At 69.1% G+C, this 26,541-nt stretch carries 21 protein-coding genes and 1 pseudogene; 8 read left to right on the top strand and 14 right to left on the bottom strand.

The genetic code is table 11. The features are described 5' to 3' along the window. Positions 1–61: 61 nt before the first annotated feature. Positions 62–1,183, top strand: a complete 1,122-nt coding sequence (locus tag CKW34_RS19020; protein ID WP_059384341.1) for a glutamate--cysteine ligase — start codon at positions 62–64, stop codon at positions 1,181–1,183. 76 nt (positions 1,184–1,259) lie between these two features. Here CKW34_RS19020 and mnhG read toward each other — a convergent pair whose 3' ends face one another. The 12 genes and pseudogenes from mnhG to CKW34_RS18960 form a co-directional block, all read right to left on the bottom strand. Next, entirely contained in the window at positions 1,260–1,589 is a 330-nt protein-coding gene (gene mnhG, locus CKW34_RS19015; RefSeq protein ID WP_059384340.1) for a monovalent cation/H(+) antiporter subunit G, read from the bottom strand. Then, positions 1,586–1,846: a monovalent cation/H+ antiporter complex subunit F gene (locus tag CKW34_RS19010; protein ID WP_059384339.1), complete on the bottom strand. Its 261-nt coding sequence runs from the start codon at positions 1,844–1,846 to the stop codon at positions 1,586–1,588. Before CKW34_RS19010 ends, mnhG begins: the two co-directional genes overlap by 4 nt. Then, positions 1,843–2,391, bottom strand: a complete 549-nt coding sequence (locus CKW34_RS19005; RefSeq protein WP_059384338.1) for a Na+/H+ antiporter subunit E — start codon at positions 2,389–2,391, stop codon at positions 1,843–1,845. The genes CKW34_RS19010 and CKW34_RS19005 overlap by 4 nt, the downstream gene beginning before the upstream one ends. Next, entirely contained in the window at positions 2,391–3,980 is a 1,590-nt protein-coding gene (locus tag CKW34_RS19000; protein ID WP_059384337.1) for a Na+/H+ antiporter subunit D, read from the bottom strand. Before CKW34_RS19000 ends, CKW34_RS19005 begins: the two co-directional genes overlap by 1 nt. A gap of 224 nt (positions 3,981–4,204) precedes the next feature. Further along, positions 4,205–4,747: pseudogene (locus CKW34_RS18995) on the bottom strand (Na(+)/H(+) antiporter subunit C); the annotation flags it as partial. After that, entirely contained in the window at positions 4,744–7,581 is a 2,838-nt protein-coding gene (locus CKW34_RS18990) for a Na+/H+ antiporter subunit A (protein WP_059384335.1), read from the bottom strand. The gene CKW34_RS18990 and the pseudogene CKW34_RS18995, both read right to left, overlap by 4 nt. Before the next feature lie 201 nt (positions 7,582–7,782). Further along, a complete protein-coding gene (locus tag CKW34_RS18985; RefSeq protein WP_059384334.1) occupies positions 7,783–8,976 on the bottom strand; it encodes a hypothetical protein in 1,194 nt (397 codons plus the stop codon). Between the two features lies 1 nt (position 8,977). Beyond that, complete coding sequence (locus tag CKW34_RS18980) at positions 8,978–11,200, bottom strand: AAA family ATPase (protein WP_059384333.1); 2,223 nt, start codon at positions 11,198–11,200, stop codon at positions 8,978–8,980. Positions 11,201–11,246: 46 nt separating this feature from the next. Then, positions 11,247–12,164, bottom strand: a complete 918-nt coding sequence (locus CKW34_RS18975; RefSeq protein ID WP_059384332.1) for a CDP-alcohol phosphatidyltransferase family protein — start codon at positions 12,162–12,164, stop codon at positions 11,247–11,249. Then, entirely contained in the window at positions 12,161–12,883 is a 723-nt protein-coding gene (locus CKW34_RS18970; RefSeq protein ID WP_059384331.1) for a phosphatidylserine decarboxylase, read from the bottom strand. Before CKW34_RS18970 ends, CKW34_RS18975 begins: the two co-directional genes overlap by 4 nt. Positions 12,884–12,999: 116 nt before the next feature. Beyond that, positions 13,000–13,464, bottom strand: a complete 465-nt coding sequence (locus CKW34_RS18965) for an SRPBCC family protein (protein ID WP_016691615.1) — start codon at positions 13,462–13,464, stop codon at positions 13,000–13,002. Positions 13,465–13,574: 110 nt separating this feature from the next. Beyond that, positions 13,575–17,084 (bottom strand): TM0106 family RecB-like putative nuclease, encoded by a 3,510-nt coding sequence (locus CKW34_RS18960; RefSeq protein ID WP_059384330.1) that lies wholly within the window; start codon positions 17,082–17,084, stop codon positions 13,575–13,577. 172 nt (positions 17,085–17,256) lie between these two features. On the opposite strand from CKW34_RS18960, the gene CKW34_RS18955 reads away from it, so the two are divergent. Continuing rightward, entirely contained in the window at positions 17,257–17,760 is a 504-nt protein-coding gene (locus CKW34_RS18955) for a pyridoxamine 5'-phosphate oxidase family protein (protein ID WP_059384329.1), read from the top strand. 66 nt (positions 17,761–17,826) lie between these two features. Further along, positions 17,827–18,627, top strand: a complete 801-nt coding sequence (locus CKW34_RS18950) for an SDR family oxidoreductase (protein ID WP_059384328.1) — start codon at positions 17,827–17,829, stop codon at positions 18,625–18,627. Here CKW34_RS18950 and CKW34_RS18945 read toward each other — a convergent pair. Beyond that, a complete protein-coding gene (locus CKW34_RS18945; protein ID WP_064059870.1) occupies positions 18,569–19,201 on the bottom strand; it encodes a DUF1707 SHOCT-like domain-containing protein in 633 nt (210 codons plus the stop codon). The genes CKW34_RS18950 and CKW34_RS18945 overlap by 59 nt on opposite strands. A 108-nt stretch (positions 19,202–19,309) precedes the next feature. Between CKW34_RS18945 and CKW34_RS18940 the strand changes: the two genes are divergently transcribed. Beyond that, entirely contained in the window at positions 19,310–19,858 is a 549-nt protein-coding gene (locus tag CKW34_RS18940; RefSeq protein ID WP_059384327.1) for a PadR family transcriptional regulator, read from the top strand. Here the strand turns inward: CKW34_RS18940 and CKW34_RS18935 are convergent. After that, complete coding sequence (locus tag CKW34_RS18935) at positions 19,833–21,083, bottom strand: NAD(P)/FAD-dependent oxidoreductase (RefSeq protein WP_059384326.1); 1,251 nt, start codon at positions 21,081–21,083, stop codon at positions 19,833–19,835. The genes CKW34_RS18940 and CKW34_RS18935 overlap by 26 nt on opposite strands. 122 nt (positions 21,084–21,205) lie before the next feature. On the opposite strand from CKW34_RS18935, the gene htpG reads away from it, so the two are divergent. The 4 genes from htpG to groL all read left to right on the top strand — a co-directional run bounded on the left by htpG (position 21,206) and on the right by groL (position 26,497). Then, positions 21,206–23,131, top strand: coding sequence for a molecular chaperone HtpG (gene htpG, locus CKW34_RS18930; RefSeq protein ID WP_059384325.1), 1,926 nt, complete (start codon positions 21,206–21,208; stop codon positions 23,129–23,131). Between the two features lie 44 nt (positions 23,132–23,175). Then, on the top strand, positions 23,176–23,952 hold the full coding sequence (locus CKW34_RS18925) for an HAD-IIA family hydrolase (protein WP_059384324.1): 777 nt from the start codon (positions 23,176–23,178) through the stop codon (positions 23,950–23,952). Between the two features lie 114 nt (positions 23,953–24,066). After that, positions 24,067–24,591, top strand: coding sequence for a DUF6764 family protein (locus CKW34_RS18920; protein WP_059384323.1), 525 nt, complete (start codon positions 24,067–24,069; stop codon positions 24,589–24,591). Positions 24,592–24,871: 280 nt separating this feature from the next. Next, complete coding sequence (gene groL, locus CKW34_RS18915) at positions 24,872–26,497, top strand: chaperonin GroEL (protein ID WP_016932760.1); 1,626 nt, start codon at positions 24,872–24,874, stop codon at positions 26,495–26,497. Positions 26,498–26,541: the final 44 nt, after the last annotated feature.

The raw sequence follows: 26,541 nt of genomic DNA, 5'->3' as shown, positions 1-26,541 counted from the left end.
TCCCGACACAGGGCCCCGCAGACGGACATCCGTCGGCGGGGCCCTGTGGTTGGATCGATACGTGGCAGTCGAGTTTCCGGGATCACCTCGTCCCACGATCGGCGTGGAATGGGAGATCGCTCTGGTGGACAAGACCACCCGTGATCTCTCGAACAGCGCGACGGTCGTCTTCGACAGGGTGAAGGAGATCGCGGGGGAGACCCCGCGGTTGACCAAGGAGTTCCTGCGCAACACCGTCGAACTCGTCACCGGCGTGCACGACACCGTCGCCGAGGCGGTCGACGACCTGTCCGAGTCGCTGTCGCTGCTGCGACGTGCCGCCGACCCGAACGGCGTGGACCTGATGTGCGCCGGCACCCACCCGTTCGCGCAGTGGACCGACCAGACCGTCACCCCGTCCCCGGACTACGACGAGATGATCAACCGCACCCGCTGGTGGGGACGGCAGATGCTCATCTGGGGAGTACACGTCCACGTGGGGGTCTCCTCCGCGGAGAAGATCATCCCGATCCTCAACGCCATGCTCGTGAAGTATCCCCACATGCTCGCGCTGTCGGCCTCGTCGCCGATCTGGGCGGGCTACGACACGGGCTACGCGAGCAACCGCGCGCTGATGTTCCAGCAGCTGCCGACCGCCGGCCTGCCCTACCATTTCGCCGACTGGCCGCAGTACGCGGAGTTCATCGGCGATCAGCTCAAGTCCGGCGTCATCAGCCACCCCGGGGGGATGCACTGGGACATCCGGCCGGCGCCGAAATGGGGCACCCTCGAGGTCCGGGTGTTCGACGGCATCACCAACCGTGCCGAACTGGCCGCCCTCGTCGCCTTCGTGCATTCGCTCGTCGTCTACTTCGACGAATGTCTCGAACGCGGTGAGGAACTGCCCGTGCTGCAGCCGTGGCACGTCAAGGAGAACAAGTGGCGTGCCGCGCGCTACGGACTCGAGGCGGAGGTCATCCTCGACCCGGTGTGCACCGAGCGGCTGGTCACCGACGACCTGAACGACCTGCTCGAGCAGATCATGCCCACCGCGATGCGGCTCGGTTGCGCCGACGAACTCGCGCGGGTCGCGGACATCCCGGTGCGGGGAGCGTCCTACCAGCGTCAGCGCCGGATCGCGGAGCGGACCGACGGCGATCTCGTCGCGGTGGTGGACTCGCTCGTGCAGGAACTGAAGGAGTGATCGGCCGAGGACATCCCGGCCGTCACGCTCCCGTCGAGAGTCTGGCCCTCATCGCCCGTCGGGCCCTCATCGGTTGTCAGGCACCGCCGGGAGCGTCCTCGTCGAGCAGACCGTCGCGACCGAGCTGCTCCCGGTAGGCGACGCGGCCGACCCGGTGGGCGATCACGGGGGCGGTGAGGACCATGAACATGCCCGCCAGGGCCATCATCCAGATGTCGATCGAGCTGCGCAGGATGATCATGGCGCCGCCCAGTACGAACAACAGGCCCACCACTTGGGGCTTGGTAGCGGGGTGCATGCGCGACAGGGTGTCGCGGAAACGGACCACGCCGATCGCGGCGGTCAGCGAGATGACCGAACCGATGAGGATCAGGATGTGGGCGAAGGTGTCGATGATCGTCGTCATCCTTCGTCACGCACCCGGAATCGAGCCACGGACACCGACCCGATGAAGCCGACCAGGGCCAGGGCTACGGTGGCGGGCAGCACCGACGTGTCGCGCGTGTACACCGCCCAGATCGCGATGCCGCAGATGCCGAGCGCCAGCAGGGCGTCGACGCCGACGAGCCGGTCGAGGGAGTTGGGGCCCGCGATCACGCGGTAGGTGATCAGGACCGCGGAGACGAACAGCAGTGTCCCCGCGATCACCAGTGTCACGGTCACGTCAGTTCCTCCGTTCCGCTGCGCCAGGGGCTGGCCTGCCATTCCGACTCGCGTTCGAACGTCTGGATGAGAAGACGCTCGATGAGGCGGGCGGAACGGTAGAAGTCGGCCACGGCCTTGTCGGTACTCACGTCGAGAACGTGCACGTACATGATCCGCCGCACCTGGTCGATCTCGAGCACCATGGTGCCCGGGATGTTGTTCATGATGTCCGTCCACAGTGTCAGCACCAGGTCGGACTTGATGGTGAGCCGGCAGCGCAGCACACCGGTGACCGGCGGCGGGGACGGTCGGATCGCCAGCCACGCCACGTTGATCGTCGAGCGGATGGTTTCGCTGAAGATCACCGCGCCGAGTCGCATCGCGGACCACACGTGCACGCGACCCTCGACGGGCACGCGCGGCAGTGGCAGCACGAACATGATGACGAGCGAGACGACCACGCCGGCGAGGATGTTGGCGACGCTGAAGGTGCCCCACAGCAGGACCCAGACCAGCGTCGTCCATCCCACGACGAACATGCGCAGGACGTTGGCGCGTTTCATCATTCCTGCTCACCCCCCAGCACGGCCTCGATGTACACCGTGCGGTCGCGCAGGTTCTCCGCGGCACGGTTGCTGATGTCGAGCAGTGGACCGGCGAAGACCGTCAACGACACACCGATCGCCACGAGCCAGACCGTGGGGACGAGCATCGCGGCCGGCATCCGGCCGACGTCCGGGCGTTCCTCGAACGAGATGTCGGTGGCGGATTCGTCGATCAGCGCCGACGGGCCGATGTCGGCGAGATCGCCCTCGGGCGCGTCGGCGCGTGCCCGCCAGAACGCCTTCGTCCAGATACGCGCGACGACGTACAGCGTCAGCAGGCTGGTCACGACACCACCGGCGACGAGGATCCAGGCGAGGACCGAACCGTCCTCCGCACCGGCCTGCAGCAGGGCGACCTTCCCGATGAACCCGGAGAACGGCGGGATACCGCCCAGGTTGAGCGCCGGGATGAGGAACAGGACCGCCAGCAGCGGGGACATGAGTGCAAGGCTGCCGAGGCGTCGCAGCGACGCCGACCCGGCCTGGCGTTCGATGAGACCCACCACGAGGAAGAGGGTGGTCTGCACGAGGATGTGGTGGCCGACGTAGTAGACGGCGCCCGCGAGACCCGTCTGCGACGACAGGGCGACGCCGAAGATCATGTATCCGATGTGGCTGACGAGCGTGAACGACAGCAGACGCTTGATGTCGTTCTGCGCGATCGCGCCGAGGATGCCGACGACCATCGTGAGCAGACCGGCGACGAGCAGGACGTCGTCGAGTTCGCCACCCGGGAACAGCAGGGTGTGCGCCCGGATGATCGCGTAGACGCCGACCTTGGTCAGCAGGCCGGCGAAGACGGCGGTGACCGGTGCGGGTGCGGTGGGGTAGGAGTCGGGCAGCCACGACGACAGCGGGAAGACCGCGGCCTTGATGCCGAAGGCGACGAGCAGCACACCGAAGATCGCGGCCCGGGTGCCCGGTGAGATCTCGTCCATCCGCAGTGCCATCTGGGCGAGGTTCAGGGTGCCCGTGGCGGCGTAGGCGAAGGCGATGCCCACGAGGAAGACCAGCGAGGACACCATCGAGACCATGACGTACGAGACGCCCGCGCGGACGCGGTCGGCGCTCGCACCCAGGGTCAGCAGGACGAACGATGCGGCGAGGAGAACCTCGAAGCCGACGAAGAGGTTGAACAGGTCGCCCGCGAGGAAGGCGATGTTGACACCCGCCGTGAGCGCGAGATAGGTCGGTAGGAAGATCGAGACGGGCTGTTGCTCGTTGCCGTCGTGGATACCCTGACCGACCGCGTACAGCATCACCGACAGCAGCACGATCCCCGAGACGACCAGCATCAACGCCGACAAACGGTCGACGACCAGCGAGATGCCGATCGGCGCCTCCCACCCGCCGATCTGCAGTACGGCGATGCCGTCGGCATCGGCGTAGTACAGCAGCGCCACGCCCACGGCGAGCGAGGCGACGAGCGCGAAGACGGTGATCCACCGCTGTGCGCGGGGACGGCGGCCGACGATCAGGGTCGCAGCGGCAGCGAGCAGCGGGATGAGGACGGGGAGGGGAACCAGGTTCGCGACGCTCAGGTTCATCGGCGATCCTCCTTCCCGTTCTTCTCGTCGTCTCCGGTCGGCTCGTCCTCGGCGGGATCGGGGGCCTCGGGGTCGGGGTCGTCCGCACGCACGGCTGCGGTGTCGTCCTCGGCGGAGTCGGCCTCGTCGGCGTCCTCGGCAGAGCCGGCTCCGGCCGCATCTCCGGCAGGGGCATCTCCGGCAGCGCCGGACTCGTCCGTCCCGTCCTGGTTCTGCGTGTAGGCAGAGTCGGTCGGGTCGTCGAAGTCGCCGTCGTGCAGGTCCTCGTACGCCTCGAGGTCCTCGATGTTCTTGAGCTGGTCGAGCGGGATCGGGTTGCCCGCGGCGTCGAAGGCGTCGCCGCTCTTGCTCGGGATACCGGTGAGCGGGTCGTCGGAGCGGTCTCGCGACGGAAGATCCGCGAGACTGCGCCGCTGCGACACGAGGGTGTCCTCGGGGTCGTTCTCGATCTCGTCCCGTGCGCGATAGGTGTAGGAGCGGTAGGTCAATGCCAGCACGAACGCCGCTATACCCATCGTGATGACGATCGCGGTGAGGATCATCGCCTGGGCGAGGGGGTCGGCCATGTCCGGCTCGACGTCGCTCTCCACACCGACGATGGGGGCGTGACCCGCGGGACCGCCGAGCGTGAGCAGCAGCAGGTTGATGCCGTTGCCCGCCAGCAGCAGACCCAGCAACATCTTGATGATGCTGCGTTCGAGCAGCAGATACACACCGGACGCGACGAGCACGCCGACGATGGCGAGGAGCGTGATGTTCGCGGTCATCGGCGCTCACCCACGGTCTCGGCGTCGAGGCGAGCACCGAGGCTGCGCAGCACGTCCAGGATCAGGCCGACCACGATGAGGTACACACCGAGGTCGAAGAACAGCGCGGTCACGATCTTGATGTCGCCGAGCAGCGGCAGCGTGAGCTCGAGGGTCGCCGACGACAGGGCCGGAGCACCGAGGAACATCGACACCAGCGCGGTGCCTGCGGCGAAGGTGAGTCCGATGCCGAGGATCTTGCCGGCGTCGATGGGAACCGCCTCTCCGAGCTCGTAGCGTCCTCCGGCCAGGTACCTCAACACCAGCGCGAGACCGGCGATGAGACCGCCCGCGAAGCCGCCACCGGGGGCGTTGTGGCCGGAGAAGAAGAAGTACACCGACAGGATCATCATGGTGGGGAAGACCAGCCGGGTGGTGACCTCGAGGACCAGCGAGCGGTAGCGCGGATCGATGAGATCGCCGCCGAGCAGCCAGGTCGTCTCGTTGCTGGCGGATACCGCGTCGAGCTGCGCCGCAGGTGCGTCAGCCACACGCGGGGCGGTGCCGAAGCGGCGGGTGCGGAAGACCAGGCTGGCCACGCCGGTCGCGGCGACCAGCAGCACCGAGATCTCGCCCATCGTGTCCCAGGCGCGGATGTCGACGAGCAGGACGTTGACGACGTTCTTGCCGTCGCCGCCGTAGTAGGCGGCGTCGGGCAGCAGCAGCGAGATCGGATCGGTGGTGCGTGCCGCGACGGCGTAGGCGCCGATCCCGACGACCACTGCACCCACGGCGATGCCGAGCATCGCGCGGGCGAACTTGCTGCCCATCACCGCGGCCGGGTCGGTCTCGGCGGGCAGCTTGCGCAGGACCAGCACGAACATCACGAGGGTGACGGTCTCGACGAGGAACTGGGTGAGCGCGAGATCGGGGGCGCCCTGCAGGGCGAACAGCACACCGAGCCCGTAGCCGGTCACGCCCACGACCAGCACACCGCCGAGACGGTTGCGCAGCACCGTCGCGGTGATCGCGGCGGCCATCATGATCAGCCCGACCCCGAGCTGCCAGATCGAGTCCCACGCGCGCGTCGACGGCATCGTGCTCAGCCCGAAGAAGAACATCAGCACCGTCGGGAGCGCCACCAGGGTGACGAGGATCGTCGCCTGGGTCAGGGGGAGCGAACCGCGCTGCAGGAAGGCGGTCAGGCGCAGGGACAGGGTGTCCATGCCCTGGAGGGTCGCGTCGTACATCCGGTCGGCGTTGCCGAGCGGCGGGTGCTCGAAGCGCAGGCGCGCGATGGTGCGGTGCGCGAGGAACAGAACCGTGCCGCCCACGATCACCACGGCGGTCAGGCCCAGGGGCAAGGAGAACCCGTGCCACAGCGCCAGGTGGTAGGGCTTGCTCAGTTCGGTGGGCAGCTCGTCGGCGTAGGGGGTGATCAGGTGATCGACCCACGAGCTCGCGAAGCCCGCGGCGAGACCGGCGAACGCAAGGATGCTCGGGGCGGTGAGCAGCAGCGCCCCGGGCGCGTGAAGGTTCTGCACCGCGGGGCTCGGGCGCTTGAGCTGCTTGCGGCCGAAGGCACCCCAGATGAACCGGATGCTGTAGGCGAGGGTGAGGATCGAGCCCACCACGATGCCCGCGGTCATGGCGATCCGCGCCCATTCGGGCAGTACCTCGGCCACCAGCGCCGACTCGAGGGCGGCTTCCTTCGCGACGAACCCGATGAACGGTGGCAGACCGGCCATGCTCGCCGCCGCGAGTATCGCGATCAACGCCAGGTAGGGGGCTACGGAGCCGAGATGTGCGAGTTTGCGGATGTCGCGGGTGCCCGTGGAGTGGTCGATGATGCCGACCACCATGAACAGGCATGCTTTGAACAGGGCGTGGGCGATCACCATCGCCAGGCCCGCCAGGGCCGCTTCCCGGCTGCCCGTGCCCACCAGGGCCGTGAGGAAACCGAGCTGACTGACGGTGCCGAAGGCCAGGATGAGCTTGAGGTCGAAAGCGCGGAACGCTCGCCAGCCGGCGAGGATCATCGACGCGAGACCGAGACCGATGACGATCGGCCGCCACGCGGCGCTGTCGGCGAAGCCGGGCGCGAGCCGGGCCACGAGGTAGATACCGGCCTTGACCATCGCCGCGGCGTGGAGGTATCCGGACACCGGGGTGGGGGCGGCCATCGCGCCGGGCAGCCAGAAGTGCAGCGGGACCACGGCGGACTTCGACAGTGCGCCGACGAGCACGAGCACCACGGCCACACCGGCGAGCCAGCCGTGGGGTGCCGCCGCGACGACGTCGGAGAGGTTGTAGCTGCCGACCATCTCGCCGAGGACGATGATGCCGACCAGCATCGCCAGACCACCGGCCGTGGTGACGAGCAGGGCCTGGGTGGCGGCACGACGACTCGAGGCGCGTTCGGCGTAGTGCCCGACGAGCAGGAACGACAGGACGGTCGTCAGTTCCCAGAAGACGTAGAGCAGCAACATGTTGTCGCTGACCACCAGGCCGAACATGGCGCCGGCGAAGGCGACCATCTCGGCGGCGAACAGGCCCAGGCGGGGCTCGTCGTCCTCGAAATAACGCGAACAATAGAGCAGGATCAACGAACCGATGCCGAGGACGAGCACGCACATGATCGCCGCGAGCGTGTCGAAGCGCAGATCGATATTCATCGACAGCGTCGGGGCCCACGCGATCTGCAGGGTCTGATCGGTTCCCCAATTGGTGACCACCCAGCCGAGACTTGCGAGGGGCACCAGCGCGAGCGGCAGGAATGCATTTCTCCCCATGACTCTGACCAGAAGCGGCGCCAGAAGAGCAGCGACCGCATGGGCAACGAGTATGGCGATCAAAAGGCACTCCGTCGGGGTCGGGCCTGTCGGCGGGGTGAAACTGACTGCGGGCCGTGGGACTCGCTGTCGTCACAGCGGACGGCACACCGCCGAAACGGGGATCGCCCCGACATGCACGCCGCTCGCCGTCATCGGGCAAAACGGATTGTGCCCATCCTAACGGTTGTCTTCGCACGCTTGCGAATCGGGGAGGTGAGAGCGCTAACGCACCTGCCACGCACAGATCACGGCGGCGGCGAACAATGCGAGCGCCGACCATTGCGCATCCGCCGGCAGCATCCACACGGCCCCCACGACGGCCGTTGCCGGCACCGGCAGCGCCAGGCCGAGAGCCGCCACGGACGCCGAACCCGGCAAGGATGCGCCGAGCGCGAGACCGGTGCCCAGCGCGACGAGCGCGACCCGCACCGCGAGGGGGATGCCCTCGCCGATCTCCGCCGGCCACCACACCGTCGCCGCCGAGATCGATGCGGCGAGCACCAGCCCGGGAAGCGCGTACGGCATGTACGGGGAGAGCCGCACCCCGGCGACCACGGCGGCCACCGCGACGAGCAGCACCCACCACGGCACGGTCGCCGACTGCATACCCGACCACAGTTCGACGAGGACGGGGTACGCCGCGGCCACGGCTCCGGTGACTGCGAGGACGAACCGGTCGTCGCCGGGCGGGACGAGGCGCGCGACGATCTCGGCGCCGACGACCGCCACCGCGAGCGCTCCGCCGGCGACCAGCCACAGGAGCACACCCGTGTCGCCCGCGCGGGAACCCACGAATTCACCCAGCAACCGGTAGCCCACCGAGAGCACCACCGCGGCGGTCACCATGATCGCGAGCAACCGCGGATCGGCCCGCTGCACGCGCATCCCGGTAGGAACCGTCAGCGCAGCGGCGACGGTTGCCACGAGTGCGAAGACCAACGCCCACTGCGGAACCGTCCAGCGCATCGCGTCGACGGGGACCTCGGAGCCGACGGCCGCGGCGGTGAGGAAGGCCGCCCAGCCACCGGCGATCAGCGCCCACTGGCCGGTCGCCGAACCCCACGAACCCGCGGTCGCCGCTCCGAGCAACACACCGGTGATCGCGGCGATCACCCATCCGACGACCGTCAGACTGTCGGCCGAGATGCCGGCGGGAACGAGATAGCGGATCGAACCGAGGACCACGATCGACGCGGCGGCCAGCATCCACGCGGTACGCCTGGAGCCGGTCCGCTGCAGCCCCGCCGCCGAGAGAACGGCGAGCGCGGCGGTGACCACGGGCGCCCATTCGCTGCGCGCACCCGCCGGGAGGACGGATTCACCCGCGGCCGGGACGAGGATCGCGACCGCGGCGGCGAGGAAGGCCGCGAGGACGGCTGCCGGTCCGGCCACGCGGACCGCGGTGGTCACGGCCATCTCAACGGCCCTCCGCGTAGGCCTGCAGATGCGCGACCTGCGCGGGATCGAGCGAGGGCCGCACCTTCTCCCGGGCCACCGCGACGTCCTCCGCTGTCACCACGGCGGCGTCGACGTTGCGCCGCATCGCAGCGAGCGCGGCCTCGCGCAGCATCGCCGAGCAGTCCGCGGCCGAGTAGCCGTCGAGTCCGGCGGCCAGCTCGTCGAGGTCGACGTCGTCGGCGAGCGGCACCGACCGTCCCGCGGTCTTCAGGATCGCGGCCCGGGCGTCGGCGTCCGGCGGCGGCACGAACACGAGACGTTCGAGGCGGCCGGGACGCAGCAGCGCCGGATCGATGAGGTCGGGTCGGTTCGTGGCCCCGACCACCACGACGTCGCGCAGGGGTTCGACACCGTCGAGTTCGGTGAGCAGCGACGCGACGACCCGGTCGGACACCCCGGAATCGGAGCTCTGCCCGCGGCGCGGCGCGAGCGCGTCGATCTCGTCGAGGAACACCAGTGCCGGCGCCGAGTTGCGGGCACGCTCGAACAGTTCGCGTACCGCCTTCTCCGAGGCGCCGACCCACTTGTCCATCAGTTCGGCGCCCTTGACGGCGTGGACGCTCAGGCGCCCGGTGCCGGCGAGGGCGCGGACGAGATAGGTCTTGCCGCAGCCGGGCGGGCCATACAGCAGCACACCGCGCGGCGGGTCGACACCGAGGCGCTCGAACGAATCGGGATGCTGCAGCGGCCACAGGACGGCTTCGGTCAGTGCCTGCTTCGTCTCGACCATGTCGCCGACGTCGTCGAGACTCACGCTGCCGATCGCCAGCTCCTCGGTGCCCGACCGCGACAGCGGACGGATCACCTCGAGCGCGCCGAGCAGGTCGTCCTGGACGAGCGACGGTTCGTCGTCGTCGCGATTCGCCCGGGACGCCGCGCGCAGTGCCGCCTCGCGACACAGTGCCGCGAGGTCGGCGACGACGAAGCCGGGAGTGCGACCGGCGACGGCAGCGAGATCGAGGCCGGTGGCCGGCACCGAACGCAGCAGCACGTCGAGCAGGACCCGGCGGGTCGCACCGTCGGGCAGCGGCAGGGACAGTTCGCGGTCGCAGATCTCCGGGGCGCGCAGCCGGGAGTCGACGTCGTCGGGATGCGCGGTGGTCGCGATCAGCACCGCGCCCTCGGTGTCGACGACCCGCCGCAGCTCGTCGAGGATCAACGTCGCGACGGGTTCGGTGTCGGCGGGCAGCACGGCGTCGACGTCGGTGAGCAGCAGGACGCCACCGCCGCGCACCGCTTCGGCGGCCGCGGAGATCCGGCGCAGCCGATCGTCGGCGGCGAGCGCACCCACGCCCGGCCCGTCGACCTCCACCAGACGCCGGTCCGCGACGACCGAGCGCACGAAGGTCGCCTTACCGACCCCGGCGGGGCCGGTGACGAGCACGCCGAGGTGCGGCGACGCGCCGAGGGTGCGCAGCAGTTCCGGTTCGTCGAGCGAGAGGGTGAGCCATTCGGAGAGCTTCGCGACCTGGGCCTGCACACCCACGAGGTCCTCGACCGGGGGTGCCGGAGGCACAGCCGGGATGGGGACCGGTTCGGACCGGTCGGTCGCGGGGGAGGAGGCGACGAAGCCCGACGAGACGAATCCGGAGGCGGACGGCACGGACGACGACAGAGCGTCCTGACCACCACCCCATACGACCGCGGTGTTCGGCTGCACGCTCACCGGTCCGGCCGGATCCACCGACGAGACGGTGAGCAGTTCGGTGGTCCACGCGATCGCGAACGTCCGCGACAACGCCCGCGTCGTCTCGGCGTTGCTCGTGCCCGGTCCGAGATCGCGCGGGAGCAACGACACCGCGTCGCCGACGGTGAGGACCTTCCCGAGCAGTGCCTGACGCAGGGTCGTCTCCGGGATCGACTGCCGCGCGAGGGTGGATCCGGTGACCGTCACCGTGCGCGCGCCGTAGACCGTCACGGGTGCGACGACGACCGTCGCGTCCTCCTTCAGGCCCGTGTTCGACAGCACCACGTCGTCGAGCAGGATCGTGCCGGTCGGGGTGCCGGTCGGCGCGAGACCCGCCACGACCGCCGTGCGACGCGCTCCCACCAACGCGATCGCGTCCCATTCCCGCAGGCCCAGGGCGGCCAGCGCCTCGGGGTGCAGACGCACGACACCCCGCCGCGAGTCGGCGGCGGAGGTGTTGAGCCGGACGGTGAGTGAGAGTTGTGGGGTCGTCACCCCGCCGAGCCTAGAACGTGACTAGCGTCCTCGCGGGCCGTGCATGTCATCGCCCTCGCGGACGGCGCAGTCCGAGTCGCGCCTGAGATCTCGCCGACGTGGCGACACGCCGGGCCGCGACTCGACGCGGACGCTGCGCGCGGTTGCGGGCACGCAGTGCACGGCGCTCCGAGGGCTTGATGTCCCAGGTCTCGGGCCGGGCCGCGACCCATCGCCTCGAACGCACCGCGAAGGGGATGTGCGCGAGATACACCGCGACCAGCACGAGCATGAGGATGAACGGATAGGTGACCAGCGCGGCCGCGGCCACCGCGACCAGCACGAGCAGCACCACGGCGAGTCGCGCGGGGACGGACGCCGACTTCATCGCGAAGGTCGGGATGCGGCTGACCGCGAGCCCGGCCGTCCCGAGGATCCACAGCGCGACCAGCCCGTAGGAGGTCCACCAGCCGTCGCCCCACTGGATGTAGGCGGCGACGGGTGACAGTGCGACGAGGGCGGCCGCCGGCGCGGGCACGCCGACGAAGTACTCGCGTGCGTAGGCGGGGACACTGTCGTCCTCGAGAAGGGTGTTGAACCGTGCGAGCCGCAGCACGAGGCTCACCGCGTAGAGCAGGGCGACGATCCAGCCGAAGGGGCTGCCGTCGAGCATCGTCACGTACAGCACGAGCGCCGGGGCGACACCGAAGGCGACGGCATCCGACAGCGAGTCGAGTTCGGCGCCGATCTTGCTGGTCGCATCGAGCATGCGGGCGATGCGGCCGTCGAGTGAGTCGAGGACGGCCGCGGCGCCGATCATGCCGAGCGCGGTGCCGAGTTGCCCGTCGAGCGCGAACTTCACCGCCGACAGCCCGGCGGAGAACGCCAGGATCGTGATGACGCTCGGCAGCAGGCGGACGACGTTGGGCCGACCGCGGGACCGACCGGTCGCGACCGCACGCGAACCCTGCGTGTGCGGACTCACGACACCGTGGGCAGCTGAGCGAGGACGGTCTCGGCACCGATGGTGCGCTGACCGCGTTCGACCAGCAGGGTGCTCCCGACCGGCAGGTAGGTGTCGACCCGGGATCCGAAGCGGATCAGACCGTAGGTGTCGCCGATCGGCAGAGTATCGCCGATCTGCGCGTCGTTGACGATGCGCCGCGCCAGCAGCCCGGCGATCTGGACGACGGCGACCTCGGCGCCGTCGCGCGTCTCGATCAGCATGCTGGTGCGCTCGTTGACCTCGCTCGCGTCGGCGAGATCGGCGGAGAGGAACTTGCCGGGGGTGTGGACCACCGAGCGGACCGTGCCGCCGACGGGGCTGCGCTGTACGTGCACGTCGAGGACGGACAGGAAGATGCTGACCCGGGGGCGCTCCTCGCTGCCGAGCCCGAGTTCGGCGGGCGGCACGGCGTGGTCGACGAGAGCGATCTCGCCGTCGGCGGGAGCGACGACCACCCCGGTGCGGTTCGGCGGCACGCGGTGCGGGTGCCGGAAGAAGGTGGCGCACGCCAGTGCCGATGCGAGACCGGCGCGGCGCAGCCAGGGCTTGCGGCGGCCGAGGGTCGCCACGGCGAGCGGAGCTGCGACGAAGGGGATGCCGCCCGGATGCATGGGCGGTACGACGTGCCTGACCAGGTCGACCATGTGGGCTACCCCGCTGGTGGGGGGTGTTCCGGCGGGCGTCGGCTTACGTGCCACGGGCTCCTCTTATCGCTGGCGATCGGTGATCCGGGACCGCAGTGGACCCGCCCGTCGCGCGGGCGGGTCCTGTCGGTCCACAGGCACTCCAGCGTACGTGAGCGGAGGAGGGAAGGTCAGACCCGCGCGCCCGCCTCGATCTCGTTCTTGAGACGGGCGAGAGTCGCGTTCATCCCCATCGTCAGTTCGTCGTCGAACGCCTCGGTGCCGCCGAGAACATACTTGACCAGGGTCTGCGAGACCTTGCTGGTCCCGGTGGGCGCCTCGCGCCGCTGGGTGACCCGGGTGCCGGTGGCGGTGGGTTCGAGGGTGAACGACCAGATGGAGCGGTTCTCGTTGATCCGGAAGCTCAGGCGACGGCCGGGTTCGAAGTCGATCACCTTCGCCGTCGTGGGCCACACCAGCAGGCCCTTCTTGTTGATGTTGATCGTGGTGGTGCCGGCCGATACCGGTCCGCCGCGCACGATCATCCGACGGCACTGCGGGCTCCACTCGCCCATCCGCTTCAGATCGGACACCACGCGCCACACCTGCTCGGGGGAGGCGGTGATCTCGATCGTGGCCTCGAGAGTCTTCGACACGTGTACTCCTGTGCTCGGGGGACCGGGTCTTCTCTGGGGACCGGGTCCCGTGTATCTGCTACCGGGGGTAACAGGATCGTCGTCGATCCTATCGGACGATGTGAGTGCGGTCACGTCCCGGTCGGCTCTGTTCCCGTCAGCCGCATGAACGCCCCGAGTTCGATCAGGCCGTCCGGGGTCGACGGGAGGTGATCGGTCAGGGCGCCGGACCGGACGATCACCGCCGACCACTTGCCGCGTGAGAGGGCCACGTTCGACCGGTTGCGGGACAACAGGAACGTCATGCCCCGCGGCACGTCCTCGACGGCGGAAGCCGTCATCGACACGAACACCATCGCGGCCTGGCGGCCCTGGAACTTGTCGACGGTGCCCACCTGGACGCGGTGCAGACCGGCTTCGGCGAGATCCTGTCGCAGGCGGGTGACCTGAGCGTTGTACGGCGCGACCACCAGGATGTCCTCTTCTCCGAGGGGGCGTGGCGGGGAGCCGGCGTCGTCCGTCCACGCCGAGCCGAGCACGGCTGCGACGGCCCGCACGATCTCGGCGCTCTCCTCGGGTGAGCAGGTCGCATTGCCCTCGTGTGCGACCTCCACGAGCCGCACGCCGGGCGGGACGCCGTCGAGCGCGCGGCGCGTGGTGATCTCGGACTTCGACCGCAGGCGTCCCTCGTAGGACAGTTCGGACACCCGCGCGCACAGATCCGGGTGCATCCGCCAGGTCACCGGCAGGAAGTAGCCACGATCGGCGGGCAGCGCCCCGTGCCCTTCGGCGAGCCATCCGAGGGCGGACTCGTCCACGGGCTCGGGGTGGGTGCCCTGCGAGACCTGCGGCAGTTGGCGGGGATCGCCGAGCAGCAGCAGATTCGACGCGGCCGTGGCCACGGCGATGGTGTTGGCGAGGCAGAACTGACCGGCCTCGTCGACCACCAGCAGGTCCAGGCTGCCGGGTCCGATGCAGTTCGGATTCGTGAAGTCCCAGGCCGTTCCACCCACCACGTAGCCGGTCGTGGATGTACCGATGTGTGTCGCAAGGGACTTCGCGTCCGGGAAGGCGGTCCACGTCGGTTCGGGGCTCTGGCATTTCGCCTTGGCGACCCGCTCCGGCGACATCCCCGCGGCGACGATGCCGGCCAGCATGTTCTCGACCACCGAATGCGACTGCGCGACCACGCCGACACGCCAGCCGTGTTCGTTCACGAGTGCCGCCACCACGCGCGCCCCGGTGTACGTCTTGCCGGTTCCGGGCGGGCCCTGCACCGCCAGGTACGAATTGTCCAGGGCGAGAACGGCCGCGACGATCGTGGCCGCCGCGTCGTCGCCGAGCGGTGGCAGTGCGGCACCGGAGCTCGAGCGGGGCGGGATACGGCGCAGCACGTCCACCGCCGCAGCCGACGGCAGCGCCGGCAACCCGCTGCACATCGCCTCGGCAGCGGAGGCGATCGCCGCTTCGATGTTCTTCGACGAGATCGGTGCACCGGGTGTCACCGCGACCGGCAGTGCCGAATACTCCTCGTCCGTCCGCAGCAACTCGTCGACGACGAGCGCGTCGGGATGGTCCGTCCCCGTGGTGCGTTCGACGACCTGGCCGCGCGACCACGCCCGCGTCCCGGCGCCGCCGTCGGGCAGTCCGTCCGGTCCCGGCGCGTCGTACAACAGGAAGACGTCCTGCCCGGCGCGCAACGTGCTGCCCGGCTCGAACTCACCCGCCAGGCGCAACCGGCGCCGGAGCAGTCGCTGACGGGGCGTGGCCTTGTGCCAGTCGGTCTCGAGCGTGCACGTCGCCGCGACCAACGTGTCGCGGGCGTCGGCCCACTCGTCCGGAACCGTGGACAGACGGTCGAAGTGCGACCACCAGAAAGGTTTCCGCTCGCGCCGGTGGTAGCCCATGGCTGCGGCGACGAGTGCCGCCGCCTGTTGCTCCGGGGTACGGTCGCCCGCGAGTGCACCGCCGACGTACTCGAGGAGTTTCGTCTCGACGGGGTGCGCCTCCGCGTCGGGAGCCGCCTCGTCGTGGATGGTCTCGGTGGGGGAGATGCCGTGGTCGCGGGCGCGAGTGAGCAACCAGTCGCGTAGACGCAGGGTGGAGATGCAGTCGTCCTCGTTGTAGGAAGCGATCGACGCGAGTTCGCGTTCCGCCTCCTCGAGGCGCCCGGCGTCGCGCAGTGCGCAGTAGTCGGCGTACGCGACGATCGAGGCGCCCGCGTCGACGACATCGCCGTCGCGCGACTCGCCCTCCTCGGTGTAGAGCGGTTCGAGCTTCTTGAGCCCGTACGCCCGGGCGCCCACCCGGATCGAGTTGCGCACCACGGGATACAGGTCGACGAGCACACCCTCGCGCAGCAGATCGTCGATGATCTCCTCGCCGACGCCATAGCGGCCGGCCAGTCGCAGCAACGCCGTCTTCTCGTACGGGGCGTAGTGGTAGATGTGCATCCCCGGGTAGCGACGCCGACGGTCGGTGACGTAGTCGAGGAAGTTCAGCAGCGCCTGCCGTTCCTGCTCGCGGTCGTGCGCCCAGAAGGGACGGAAGACCGGCGCATCGGCCGGTCCCTCCACCACGCCGAACAGGTACTCGAGTCCCCACTCGGAATCGCCACCCTCGGACCACAGCGGGTCGCCCTCGAAGTCGAAGAAGATGTCACCCTCGTCGGGGGCGGGCAGGATGCCGAGCGGAGTGGCGTCGTAGACCTCCGCGTAGGGACTGCCCCGCCGCTCCTCCTCGAGTTGCGCCCGTGCCTGCGCGCGCAGGGTCTCGAAGGTGCGGCGGGCCATCCCGTCGACGGGCGCCGCACATGCGGCGAGGTCGTCGATGGTCGACACACCGGCCTCGATCAGATGCAGCCGCTGGGTGCTGCGCATCCCCGCGACCAACAGCAGGTCGCGGTGGCGTTCGAGTTCGGGGGCGCAGTCGTCGCAGCGCCCGCAGGCGGTGTGCCCACCCGATCCCCACTGAACCGGCTCGGGGGCGGCGCGGTGCGACGTCAGAAGGGTTTCGAGACAGGCTCGTCGGTGCCGGTAGACCGGGAGGATCTCCGCGAGCGGATAGGACGCGATCGAGCCATCACCGAGGACGAGATGCGCGTGTGAGGACACCGCCGTCCCGGTACGCGCGAGTGCGTCCGCATATGCGGCGAGCTGGAGCAGGGCCTCGACCTTCGCGTGCCGGGAGAGTTTGCTGTCGTAGACGGCGTAACCGTCCTCCTCGAGGACGAGGAAGTCGGAGAAGCCGACCATGCCGAGCGGAACCGGGGCGGTGTCGGAGGAGCCTGCGTCGAAGGAGCCGGTGTCGAAGAATGCGCCCTGGTAGGCGACGGGTGCTCCGGCCCGGACGGCGTCGAGGGTGGCCTGTGCCGCCTCGGTGAGTGCCCGGGCGGTGTACTCGGGCCGGGCGATCTCGACGACCTTCTCCGCACCCACCTGCGCGCGGAACCGGTCGAGGACACGCTGCTCGTGACGACCGCCGAGTGCGACGACGCGGTCGAGCATCGCGTCGGGTTCGGTGTCGGGGCGCGGGCGGCGACCGAGTGCCGAGTCGAGGCTGCGGAGCAGGGCGAACTCGCACGAGGCGGCGCGGGTGAGATCTCCCGCGCCGAAGACCAACCTGTCGTCGAGAAGAAACATCGGCGGCTCCGTCTCCGGCGTGCGGGATGCCCGGGACGGGCACGGCTGGTCCCGACTATCGCAGATCGGTCGGACCCGTCGGACTGTTGTGTTCGCACCCGCCGGATGAGAACATCTCTCTCATGAAAGAGAATAAAATTCTTGACGAGCATCCGTGCAGGTAGGAGGGCTGATGAGTGGAAACGGCGCGCTGCGCACGCGCGGCGCCGGGATCTCGATGACGAAGGAGGAGATCGATCTCTTCCTCTCCACCGAGCGGACGTGCCGCGTCGCAACGATCGGCGGTGACGGAAGCCCGCACGTCGCTCCGTTGTGGTTCGTCTGGGACGGCGCCTTCCTGTGGCTCAACTCCCTCGTCCGCAGCCGCCGGTGGACCGACCTGCAGAAGGACCCGCGCATCGCGATCGTCGTCGACGGTGGGGAGCAGTTCACGGATCTGCGAGGCGTCGAGGTACGTGGAACCGCGATGAGCGTCGGCGACGTGCCGCGCGGTTCCCGCCCCGAGGTCGTGGCGCGCACGGTCGAGGACGAACTGTTGCGCGGCGTCGAACTGTCCTTCGCCCGCAAGTACGCCGGTCGCGACGAGTTCACGGCGGACGGCCGTCATGCATGGCTGCGGATCACTCCGCAGAACGTGCGCAGTTGGGACTTCGGAAAGATCCGCCGGTCGCACTGATCGGGACGAACCGCAGACCTCGACGAACCACAGACTTCGACGACCCAGACGAACGGAGCCTCGTCCATGAACATCGCCTCGGCGCGCCACGCGCTCGTCACCGGAGGTGCGAGCGGTATCGGCCGCGGCATCGCCGACGCCCTGGCCCACCGTGGGGTGGCCGTGACGATCGCGGACATCGACGGCGCGGCAGTCGAATCCACGCTCGCCGACCGGACGGGAGTCTTCCGGCTCTTCCGTGGCGCCGTCCTCGACGTGCGCGACCGGGAGGGCTGGTGCAGCGTCAAACGGGAAGCGGAGGACGCCTTCGGTCCGGTCGACATCCTCGTCAACAACGCCGGGATCGGTTTCAACGGAACAGATTTCGCCGACCTCGATCCTCAGATCTTCGACACCGTCATCGACATCGACGTCACCGGGGTGTTCAACGGCGTCTCGGCCTTCGCGGGTGACCTGCGGGCACGCGGGCGCGGGCACATCGTCAACACCGCCTCGGTCATGGGGCTGACCGCGGGTGTGCCGGGCCGCGGCGTGTACAGCGCCGCGAAGGCCGCCGTCGTCGCGATGTCCGAAGCGCTACGTGCAGAACTCGCCCCGCACGGTGTCGGGGTCTCGGTCCTGTGCCCGGGCCTGGTGCGTTCGGGGCTCGACGACAGCACCGCCAGGCTCGGCGGCGAGGTCCGGCGCGTGGATCACATCAAGGGCGGGAACGCCGGTATGGCACCGGAGACGGCGGGGGATATCGTCGTCCGCGGCATCTCGATCGATGCCCCCTACATCCTCACGCACCCGCACTATCTCGGGAACATCAGTACCAGGTACGACTCGATCGCCCGCAGTGCGGATTCGGTCCACGCCGGTGCATGACGGCACGCCGGTGCATGAGGGCGGCGCGGCGCATGTGTTCGCGGTGCCGTCGCCGGGCGTTGCGGATGTGGTCGTCGGCCCTGCGGCGGTCCGGGCCGCCCTCGAGTCCGAGTGCGGTGCGTCCCACCAGGACGAGACCCCAGGGCGCGATGACCCAGATCGGCCAGAAGTAGATCAATGAGGCCGTTCCGAGCGACACCAGTGCCCACACCACGAGATTGATGGAGCCCACGGCGGCCCAGGCTCCCCACTCGATGCGCTGGTGGAGCGGCAGGCGCAGGCGTGGGAAGGGATTCCCGGCCGGCGGGGCCGGGGTGGGCGCGGGTGTCGACGGCAGATCGGCGAGCACGGCGCCGGCGTCGTCCTGCGTCACGGCGCGGTAGACCCCGGCGACGCGTTCGTCGAACTCGGCGATCGTCAGTCGTCCGGCGGTGAGATGGCGCCCCAGTTCGTCGACGATCGTTTCGCGCTCGGCATCGGAGATGCGCAGCGGTGGTGTTGCAAGGCCGGGTGTCGCCGGGCCGGGTGTCGCCGGGCCGGGATCGGTCGGGACGGTGGTGGATGTGTGTTCCATGGTGCCCTCCGGGATCTTCCACAATGGAATGTCACCTGACTCCAGGGTGGATATGCCACAGTGGAATGTCAAGTTTTTTCGCTGTACGAATCGAGGAAGGACCCGTCCATGACCGGACGACCGCTCAACGCCACCGCCGCGTCACTGCTCGGATTCCTCCACGAAGGCCCCAAGACGGGCTGGGACCTGGTGTCCACCGCACAGACGCGCATCGGCAAGTTCTGGTCGCTGACGACGAGCCAGGTCTACCGGGAACTGGCGGCGATGGAACGGCAGGGACTGATCGAGGCGGGGGAGAAGGGCCCGCGCGACCGCAAGCCCTACCTGCTGACCGAGGCCGGACGCACGGCCTTCGCCGAATGGATCGACCGCGAACCGGGCGACGAGAACATCCGTCACCCGCTGCTGCTGACCGTCAGCTTCGGCGATCACCTCCCACCCGAGCGCCTCGCCGAGATGCTCGCCGACCACCGCCGCAGACACGAGGAGCAGCTCGCCGCCTACGAACAGCAGGCGGCGGCCGACATCCTCCCGCCGCACGCAGCGGCGACCCTCGATTTCGGCATCCTCTACGAACGGGCCGTCCTCGAATGGTTCGACCGCGTACGCGACCGCCTCGAACCCGGACCGGTCAGCGCAGCGGATCGAACGACCTGAGCAACGGATCCGGCTCGCCGGTCATCGACCCGGCGAGCAGCCGTCCGGTGAGGGGACCGAGCGCCACACCCCACATCCCGTGCCCGCCGGCGACGTACACCCGCTCCGAACGCGTGCGGCCGATCAGCGGGAGCCCGTCCGCCGTGCACGGACGCGAGCCCACCCACTCCTCGCTGCGCCCGTCCCAGTCGACATCGCGCAGCAGCGGTCGGGTCGCGTCGACGATCGCCTCGATGCGCCGCGGGTCGAGCGGGGCGTCGGGGCTGCGGAACTCCATCATGCCGGCGACCCGGAAGCGGTCCTGGAGGGGTGTGCACGCCACCCGCTGGGCGGGGAAGTAGACCGGGTTCTTCGGCAGGCTCGGCGGCCGCACGCTGAAGCTGTAGCCGCGACCGGCCTGAACCTGCGTGCGCACACCGAACGGCCGGGCGAGAGGCCCAAGCCACGCTCCGTTCGCGAGCACCACCGCATCCGCCGAACGGGAGTCGCCACCGGCCACGACGACGTCCACCCCGCGACCGGTGTCGCGCACCTCCTGGACGTCGACATCGGTGACGATCTCCGCGCCCCGGGCGCGGACCGCGTGCGCCAGAGAGGCGACGAACCGCGGCGGATCGATGAACCGCTGCCCCCGGATCCGGAGCCCGACCCGCACCGGGTCCCCGAGCAGCGGTTCGAGCGAATGCAGCGTGTCGGTGTCGAGCAGGTCGAAATCGATCTCGCTGCCTGCGGCACGTGCGTGCTCGAACTCCTCGACCAGCAGCCGTCGATCGTCGTCCGAGGTGAACGCCGCGAGGAACGGATCGGCGACCCGCGTCGGCTCGGTGACGATCGTGTCGCCCGACCCGCGGGCGAGATCGTCGTAGGCGTCGAGGGCGACGCGGTTGGCGCGCGCGAAGACCTCCATCGACGACGTCCATTTCCGTCTCGTGCAGTGCCGCGCGAAGTCGGCGAGGAAGCGCAGCAACCGCAGATCCGTCGTGGGCGGCACGTACACCGGCGAGGACGGCCGGAACATCGAGCGCAAGCCGTAACGCAGCACCCCCGGCTCGGGCAGCGGCAGGGTCAGAGCCGGCGCGAGCCATCCGGCGTTGCCCCACGACGCGTCGCCCGCCACGCCGACCCGATCGAGCACCGTGACCTCGATACCGCGTTCCTGCAGGAACCACGCGGTGGACAGACCCACGATGCCCGCACCGACGACCACCGTCCGACGAACCGTCATCGCAACCTCCTGTGAACGACGAAGCCTGCACCTCCATCATGGACCCGGAAGCGCGAACGGGCCGGGTTCGCGGGCGGCTTACTATTTCCGGGGAAGTTCTGCTTGTGGAAAGGGAACCCGGAATGAGTACGAACGTCGAACAGCGTGAATTCCAGGCCGAGACGCGGCAGTTGCTGGATCTGATGATCCACTCGATCTACTCGAACAAGGACACCTTCCTGCGCGAGTTGATCTCCAACGCGTCGGACGCCCTGGACAAACTCCGGCTGGAGTCGTTCCGAAACAAGGATCTCGACGTCGACACCTCCGACCTGCACATCGAGCTCGAGGTGGACAAGGACGCGCGCACCCTGACCGTGCGCGACAACGGCATCGGCATGAACCGCGACGAGGTCGTCGACCTCATCGGTACCCTCGCGAAGTCCGGTACGGGCGAACTCCGCCAGAAGCTGCGCGAGGCCAAGGACGCCGCCGCATCCGAGGAGTTGATCGGCCAGTTCGGCATCGGCTTCTACTCGTCGTTCATGGTCGCCGACAAGGTCACGCTCGTCACCCGCAAGGCGGGGGAGAAGACCGGTACGCGCTGGGAGTCCAGCGGCGAATCCACCTACACGATCGCCGAGGTGGACGACGCGCCCCAGGGCACCTCGGTGATCCTGCACCTCAAGCCCGAGGACGCCGAGGACCACCTGTTCGACTACACCTCGCAGTGGAAGCTCGAGGAGATCGTCAAGAAGTACTCGGATTTCATCGCGTGGCCGATCCGCATGGAGGTCTCGCGCACCACGAAGTCGGAGGACGGCGCCGACGAGGTGACCTTCGAGACCAAGACCCTCAACTCGCAGAAGGCGTTGTGGGCGCGCTCGAAGGACGAGGTCTCCGAGGAGGAGTACAAGGACTTCTACAAGCACATCGCGCATGCCTGGGACGAGCCGCTCGAGATCATCCCACTCAAGGCCGAGGGCACCTTCGAATACCAGGCGCTGCTGTTCATCCCGGAGCACGCGCCGTTCGACCTGTTCGCCCGCGAACGGCGCACCGGCGTGCAGCTGTACGTCAAGCGCGTGTTCATCATGGACGACTGCGAGGACCTCGTCCCCGAGTACCTGCGTTTCGTCAAGGGTGTGGTCGACGCACAGGACCTGTCGCTCAACGTCTCTCGTGAGATCCTGCAGCAGGACCGGCAGATCCGGGCCATCCGGCGCCGCCTGACGAAGAAGGTCCTCGCGACCGTCAAGGACATGGCCGCGAAGGAACCCGAGAAGTACACGAAGTTCTGGCGCGAGTTCGGCCGGGTCGTCAAGGAAGGCCTGATCTCCGACACCGACAACCGCGACACGCTGCTGGCGATCTCGTCGTTCGACTCGACGGCGAGCGAGGAGGAGCAGACCACGCTCGCCGGTTACGTCGAGCGCATGAAGGACGGCCAGGACGCCATCTACTACCTGACCGGCGAGTCGCGGCAGCTGCTCGAGAGCTCCCCGCACATGGAGGCGTTCCGCGACAAGGGCATCGAGGTGCTGCTCCTGACCGACCCCGTCGACGAGATGTGGGTGACCTCCGTTCCGGAGTTCGAGGGCAAGCGCTTCCAGTCGATCGCCAAGGGCGATGTCGACCTCGGTACCGAGGACGAGAAGAAGGCCGCCGAAGCCGAACGCGAGGAGAAGGAGAAGGAGTTCGGCGACCTGCTGTCGTGGATGAAGGAGACCCTCGACGAGCAGGTCAAGGACGTGCGGCTCTCGTCGCGCCTGACGTCCTCCCCGGCGTGCATCGTCGGCGATACCTTCAGCATGTCGCCGGCGCTCGAGCGGATGTACAAGGCGTCGGGTCAGCCGGTGCCGCGGGTCAAGCGGATCCTCGAACTCAATCCCGGTCACCCGCTCGTGTCGGGTCTGCGCACGGCCCGGGAGCAGCGTCCGGACGACACCTCGCTCGCCGACGTCGCCGAGCTGATCCACGGCATGGCGTTGATCGCCGAGGGTGGCGAGGTGGAGGATCCGGCGCGGTTCACCCGTCTGCTCGCCGAACGCCTCGCCGGAAGCGTGTGAGCCGAGCCTGTCGCCGTGGCCACGCACGCGGATAGGCTCGATGCATGACGCGTGTGGACGGGGTGTTGTTCGATATCGAGGGCGTGCTCGTCACCGAGTGGCAGCCCGTCCCGGGTGCGGCGGACGTCCTGGCACGACTGCGTGCCGACGGCGTCCGCCGCGCCTTCCTCACCAACACCACCTCCCGGACGTGCGCCGAGATCGCTCAGCGGCTCACCGATCTCGGGATGGAGGTGTCACCGGACGAGATCGTCACCGCGGTATCCCTCACCGTCGACCATGTCCGGCAGACCTATCCGGGCCTGCGTTGCTGGGTCCTCAACGAGGGCGACATCGCAGCGGATCTCGACGGTCTCGTGCTGGACGAGGACGACCCGGAAGTGGTGATCCTCGGCGGCGCGGGGGATGCCTTCACGCACCGGGCGATGAGCCGCGTCGCCGAGTTGATGCGCGAGGACGTCCCGGTGGTCGCGATGCACCGGGCGCTCGCCTGGCAGGCCGCCGACGGGTTGCGCATCGACACCGGGGTCTACCTGGCCGGACTCGAGGAGCTCACCGGCAGGTCGGTGGTGGCGGTGGGCAAGCCGTCGTTGCGCGGCTTCCTCGTCGCATCGGAGCGGATGGGTGTCGAACCGGATCGGATGGTGGTCGTCGGCGACGACATCGCGGGAGAGGTCGTCCCGGGGCAACGCCTCGGTATGACGGGAATCCTGGTGCGTACCGGCAAGTTTCGGCAATCCGTCCTGGACCTGGCGGTCGATCGTCCCGACCACGTCATCGACTCCGTCGCCGATCTCCCCGGGCTCCTCGACAGTCTGTGACACGTGGTCTCGCGTGAGACGCATGTGATCGGTACCCTACGGCCGGGGCGCTCGCCCCACATAGCGCAGATGCAGCCTTTCGCGTAGAGGCACTCCAGTGCAGAGGAGCCGTTCTTGTCCATTCGTTCGTTCCGATCCGTTCTCACCGCGCGCCGTTCGCTCCGGGCCGGTGTACTCGTCGCCATCGGTGTGGCCTCGGCCGCGCTGTTCGGTGGGGGTACCGCCGCAGCGGCGCCGGTGACCTGTGTGTCACCTCCTTCTGCCAACGACATCCTGGTGTCCGATACCGCCAGCTGCGGCGCCACCGCAGAGGACGCCTTCGCTCGCGCGTACGCGGCCGACAGCGGCACCGCGGTGTCGGTTGCCGAGTCGGCCGGCGCCGCCGAAGCCCACGCGACGGGCTTCGGTACGGCGCTCAGTGCGGCCCGTGACGGCGGCCGTTCGTTCGCCTACGCGCTCGGCGGCGGACTGAGCCACTCCTGGGCTCAGGGTCCGGCGACGACCCTGTCGGTGGCCGGCTACGGGTCGGGTGCCACGGCCGACACCACCGGCGTCACGTGCGTCGGTGCCCAGTCGTTCGCGGTCAACACCGCGACGGGGCAGTGGTGCGCCGTGGGAGTCGGTTCGACGCCTCGCTGAGCGAGCGCCGCATCGATGATCCGCACTACCGTGTAGTCGGTCTTTCGCAGATTTCGTGACGGGGGTGGCGGGTGCCGGTAATCTTGCACTCGCCACCCCCGAGTGCTAAGAATGCACTTAGCACTCGCAACACGTGAGTGCCAGGTCGGTAGGGTGAGACCGGGTTTTCGACACCCCTGGTCGTCCGTCGCGGGCACTGCTTCCGGCCGAAGGCGTACATGGAGCGATCCGACGAGCGATCGCTCCGGTGTCACCCCCATACCCGGAGGATCACTTCGCAATGGCCAAGATCATCGCGTTCGACGAAGAGGCCCGTCGCGGCCTCGAGCGGGGCCTCAACAGCCTCGCCGACGCAGTCAAGGTGACGTTGGGCCCCAAGGGTCGCAACGTCGTTCTCGAGAAGAAGTGGGGCGCCCCCACGATCACCAACGATGGTGTCTCCATCGCCAAGGAGATCGAGCTCGAGGATCCGTACGAGAAGATCGGCGCCGAGCTGGTCAAGGAAGTTGCCAAGAAGACCGACGACGTCGCGGGTGACGGCACCACCACCGCTACCGTGCTCGCCCAGGCTCTCGTCCGCGAGGGTCTGCGCAACGTTGCTGCGGGCGCCAACCCCCTCGGCCTGAAGCGCGGCATCGAGAAGGCCGTCGAGGCCGTCACCGCCAAGCTGCTCGACACCGCCAAGGAGGTCGAGACCAAGGAGCAGATCGCCGCCACCGCAGGCATCTCCGCCGGCGACCCCGCGATCGGTGAGCTCATCGCCGAGGCCATCGACAAGGTGGGCAAGGAAGGCGTCATCACCGTCGAGGAGTCCAACACCTTCGGTCTCCAGCTCGAGCTGACCGAGGGTATGCGCTTCGACAAGGGCTACATCTCCCTCTACTTCGCCACCGACGCAGAGCGTCAGGAGGCAGTGCTCGAGGATCCCTACATCCTGCTCGTCAGCTCCAAGATCTCCACGGTCAAGGACCTGCTGCCGCTGCTCGAGAAGGTCATCCAGTCGGGCAAGCCGCTGCTGATCATCGCCGAGGACGTCGAGGGTGAGGCCCTGTCCACCCTGGTCCTCAACAAGATCCGCGGCACCTTCAAGTCGGTCGCCGTCAAGGCTCCGGGCTTCGGCGACCGCCGCAAGGCCCAGCTCGCCGACATCGCCATCCTCACCGGTGGCGAGGTCGTCAGCGAAGAGGTCGGCCTCTCCCTCGAGACCGCCGGCATCGAGCTGCTCGGCCAGGCCCGCAAGGTCGTCGTCACCAAGGACGAGACCACCATCGTCGAGGGCGCGGGCGATCCCGACGCCATCGCCGGTCGCGTCAACCAGATCCGCGCCGAGATCGAGGCGTCGGATTCGGACTACGACCGCGAGAAGCTGCAGGAGCGCCTCGCGAAGCTGGCCGGCGGCGTCGCCGTCATCAAGGCCGGTGCCGCGACCGAGGTCGAGCTCAAGGAGCGCAAGCACCGCATCGAGGACGCCGTCCGCAACGCGAAGGCTGCCGTCGAAGAGGGCATCGTCGCCGGTGGTGGCGTGGCCCTGCTGCAGGCCGCTCCGGTTCTCGACGACCTCAAGCTCGAGGGCGACGAGGCCACGGGTGCCAACATCGTCAAGGTCGCCCTCGAGGCGCCGCTGAAGCAGATCGCCTTCAACGCCGGCCTCGAGCCCGGCGTCGTCGCCGAGAAGGTCCGCAACCTCGAGGCCGGCCACGGCCTCAACGCTGCGACCGGCGACTACGAGGACCTGCTCGAAGCGGGCATCAACGACCCGGTCAAGGTCACCCGCTCGGCGCTGCAGAACGCTGCGTCGATCGCGGCTCTGTTCCTGACGACCGAGGCCGTCGTCGCCGACAAGCCGGAGAAGGCCGCCGCTCCCGCGGGCGACCCGACCGGCGGCATGGGCGGCATGGACTTCTGATCCGCCCCTAGCGCCACGCGAGGCCCGATCCCACACGGGATCGG

It is taken from the genome of Rhodococcus rhodochrous (assembly GCF_900187265.1).
Lineage (GTDB): Bacteria > Actinomycetota > Actinomycetes > Mycobacteriales > Mycobacteriaceae > Rhodococcus > Rhodococcus rhodochrous.
Note: the sequence above shows the minus strand (reverse complement) of the source record. Positions and strands in the feature narration are given on the sequence as shown.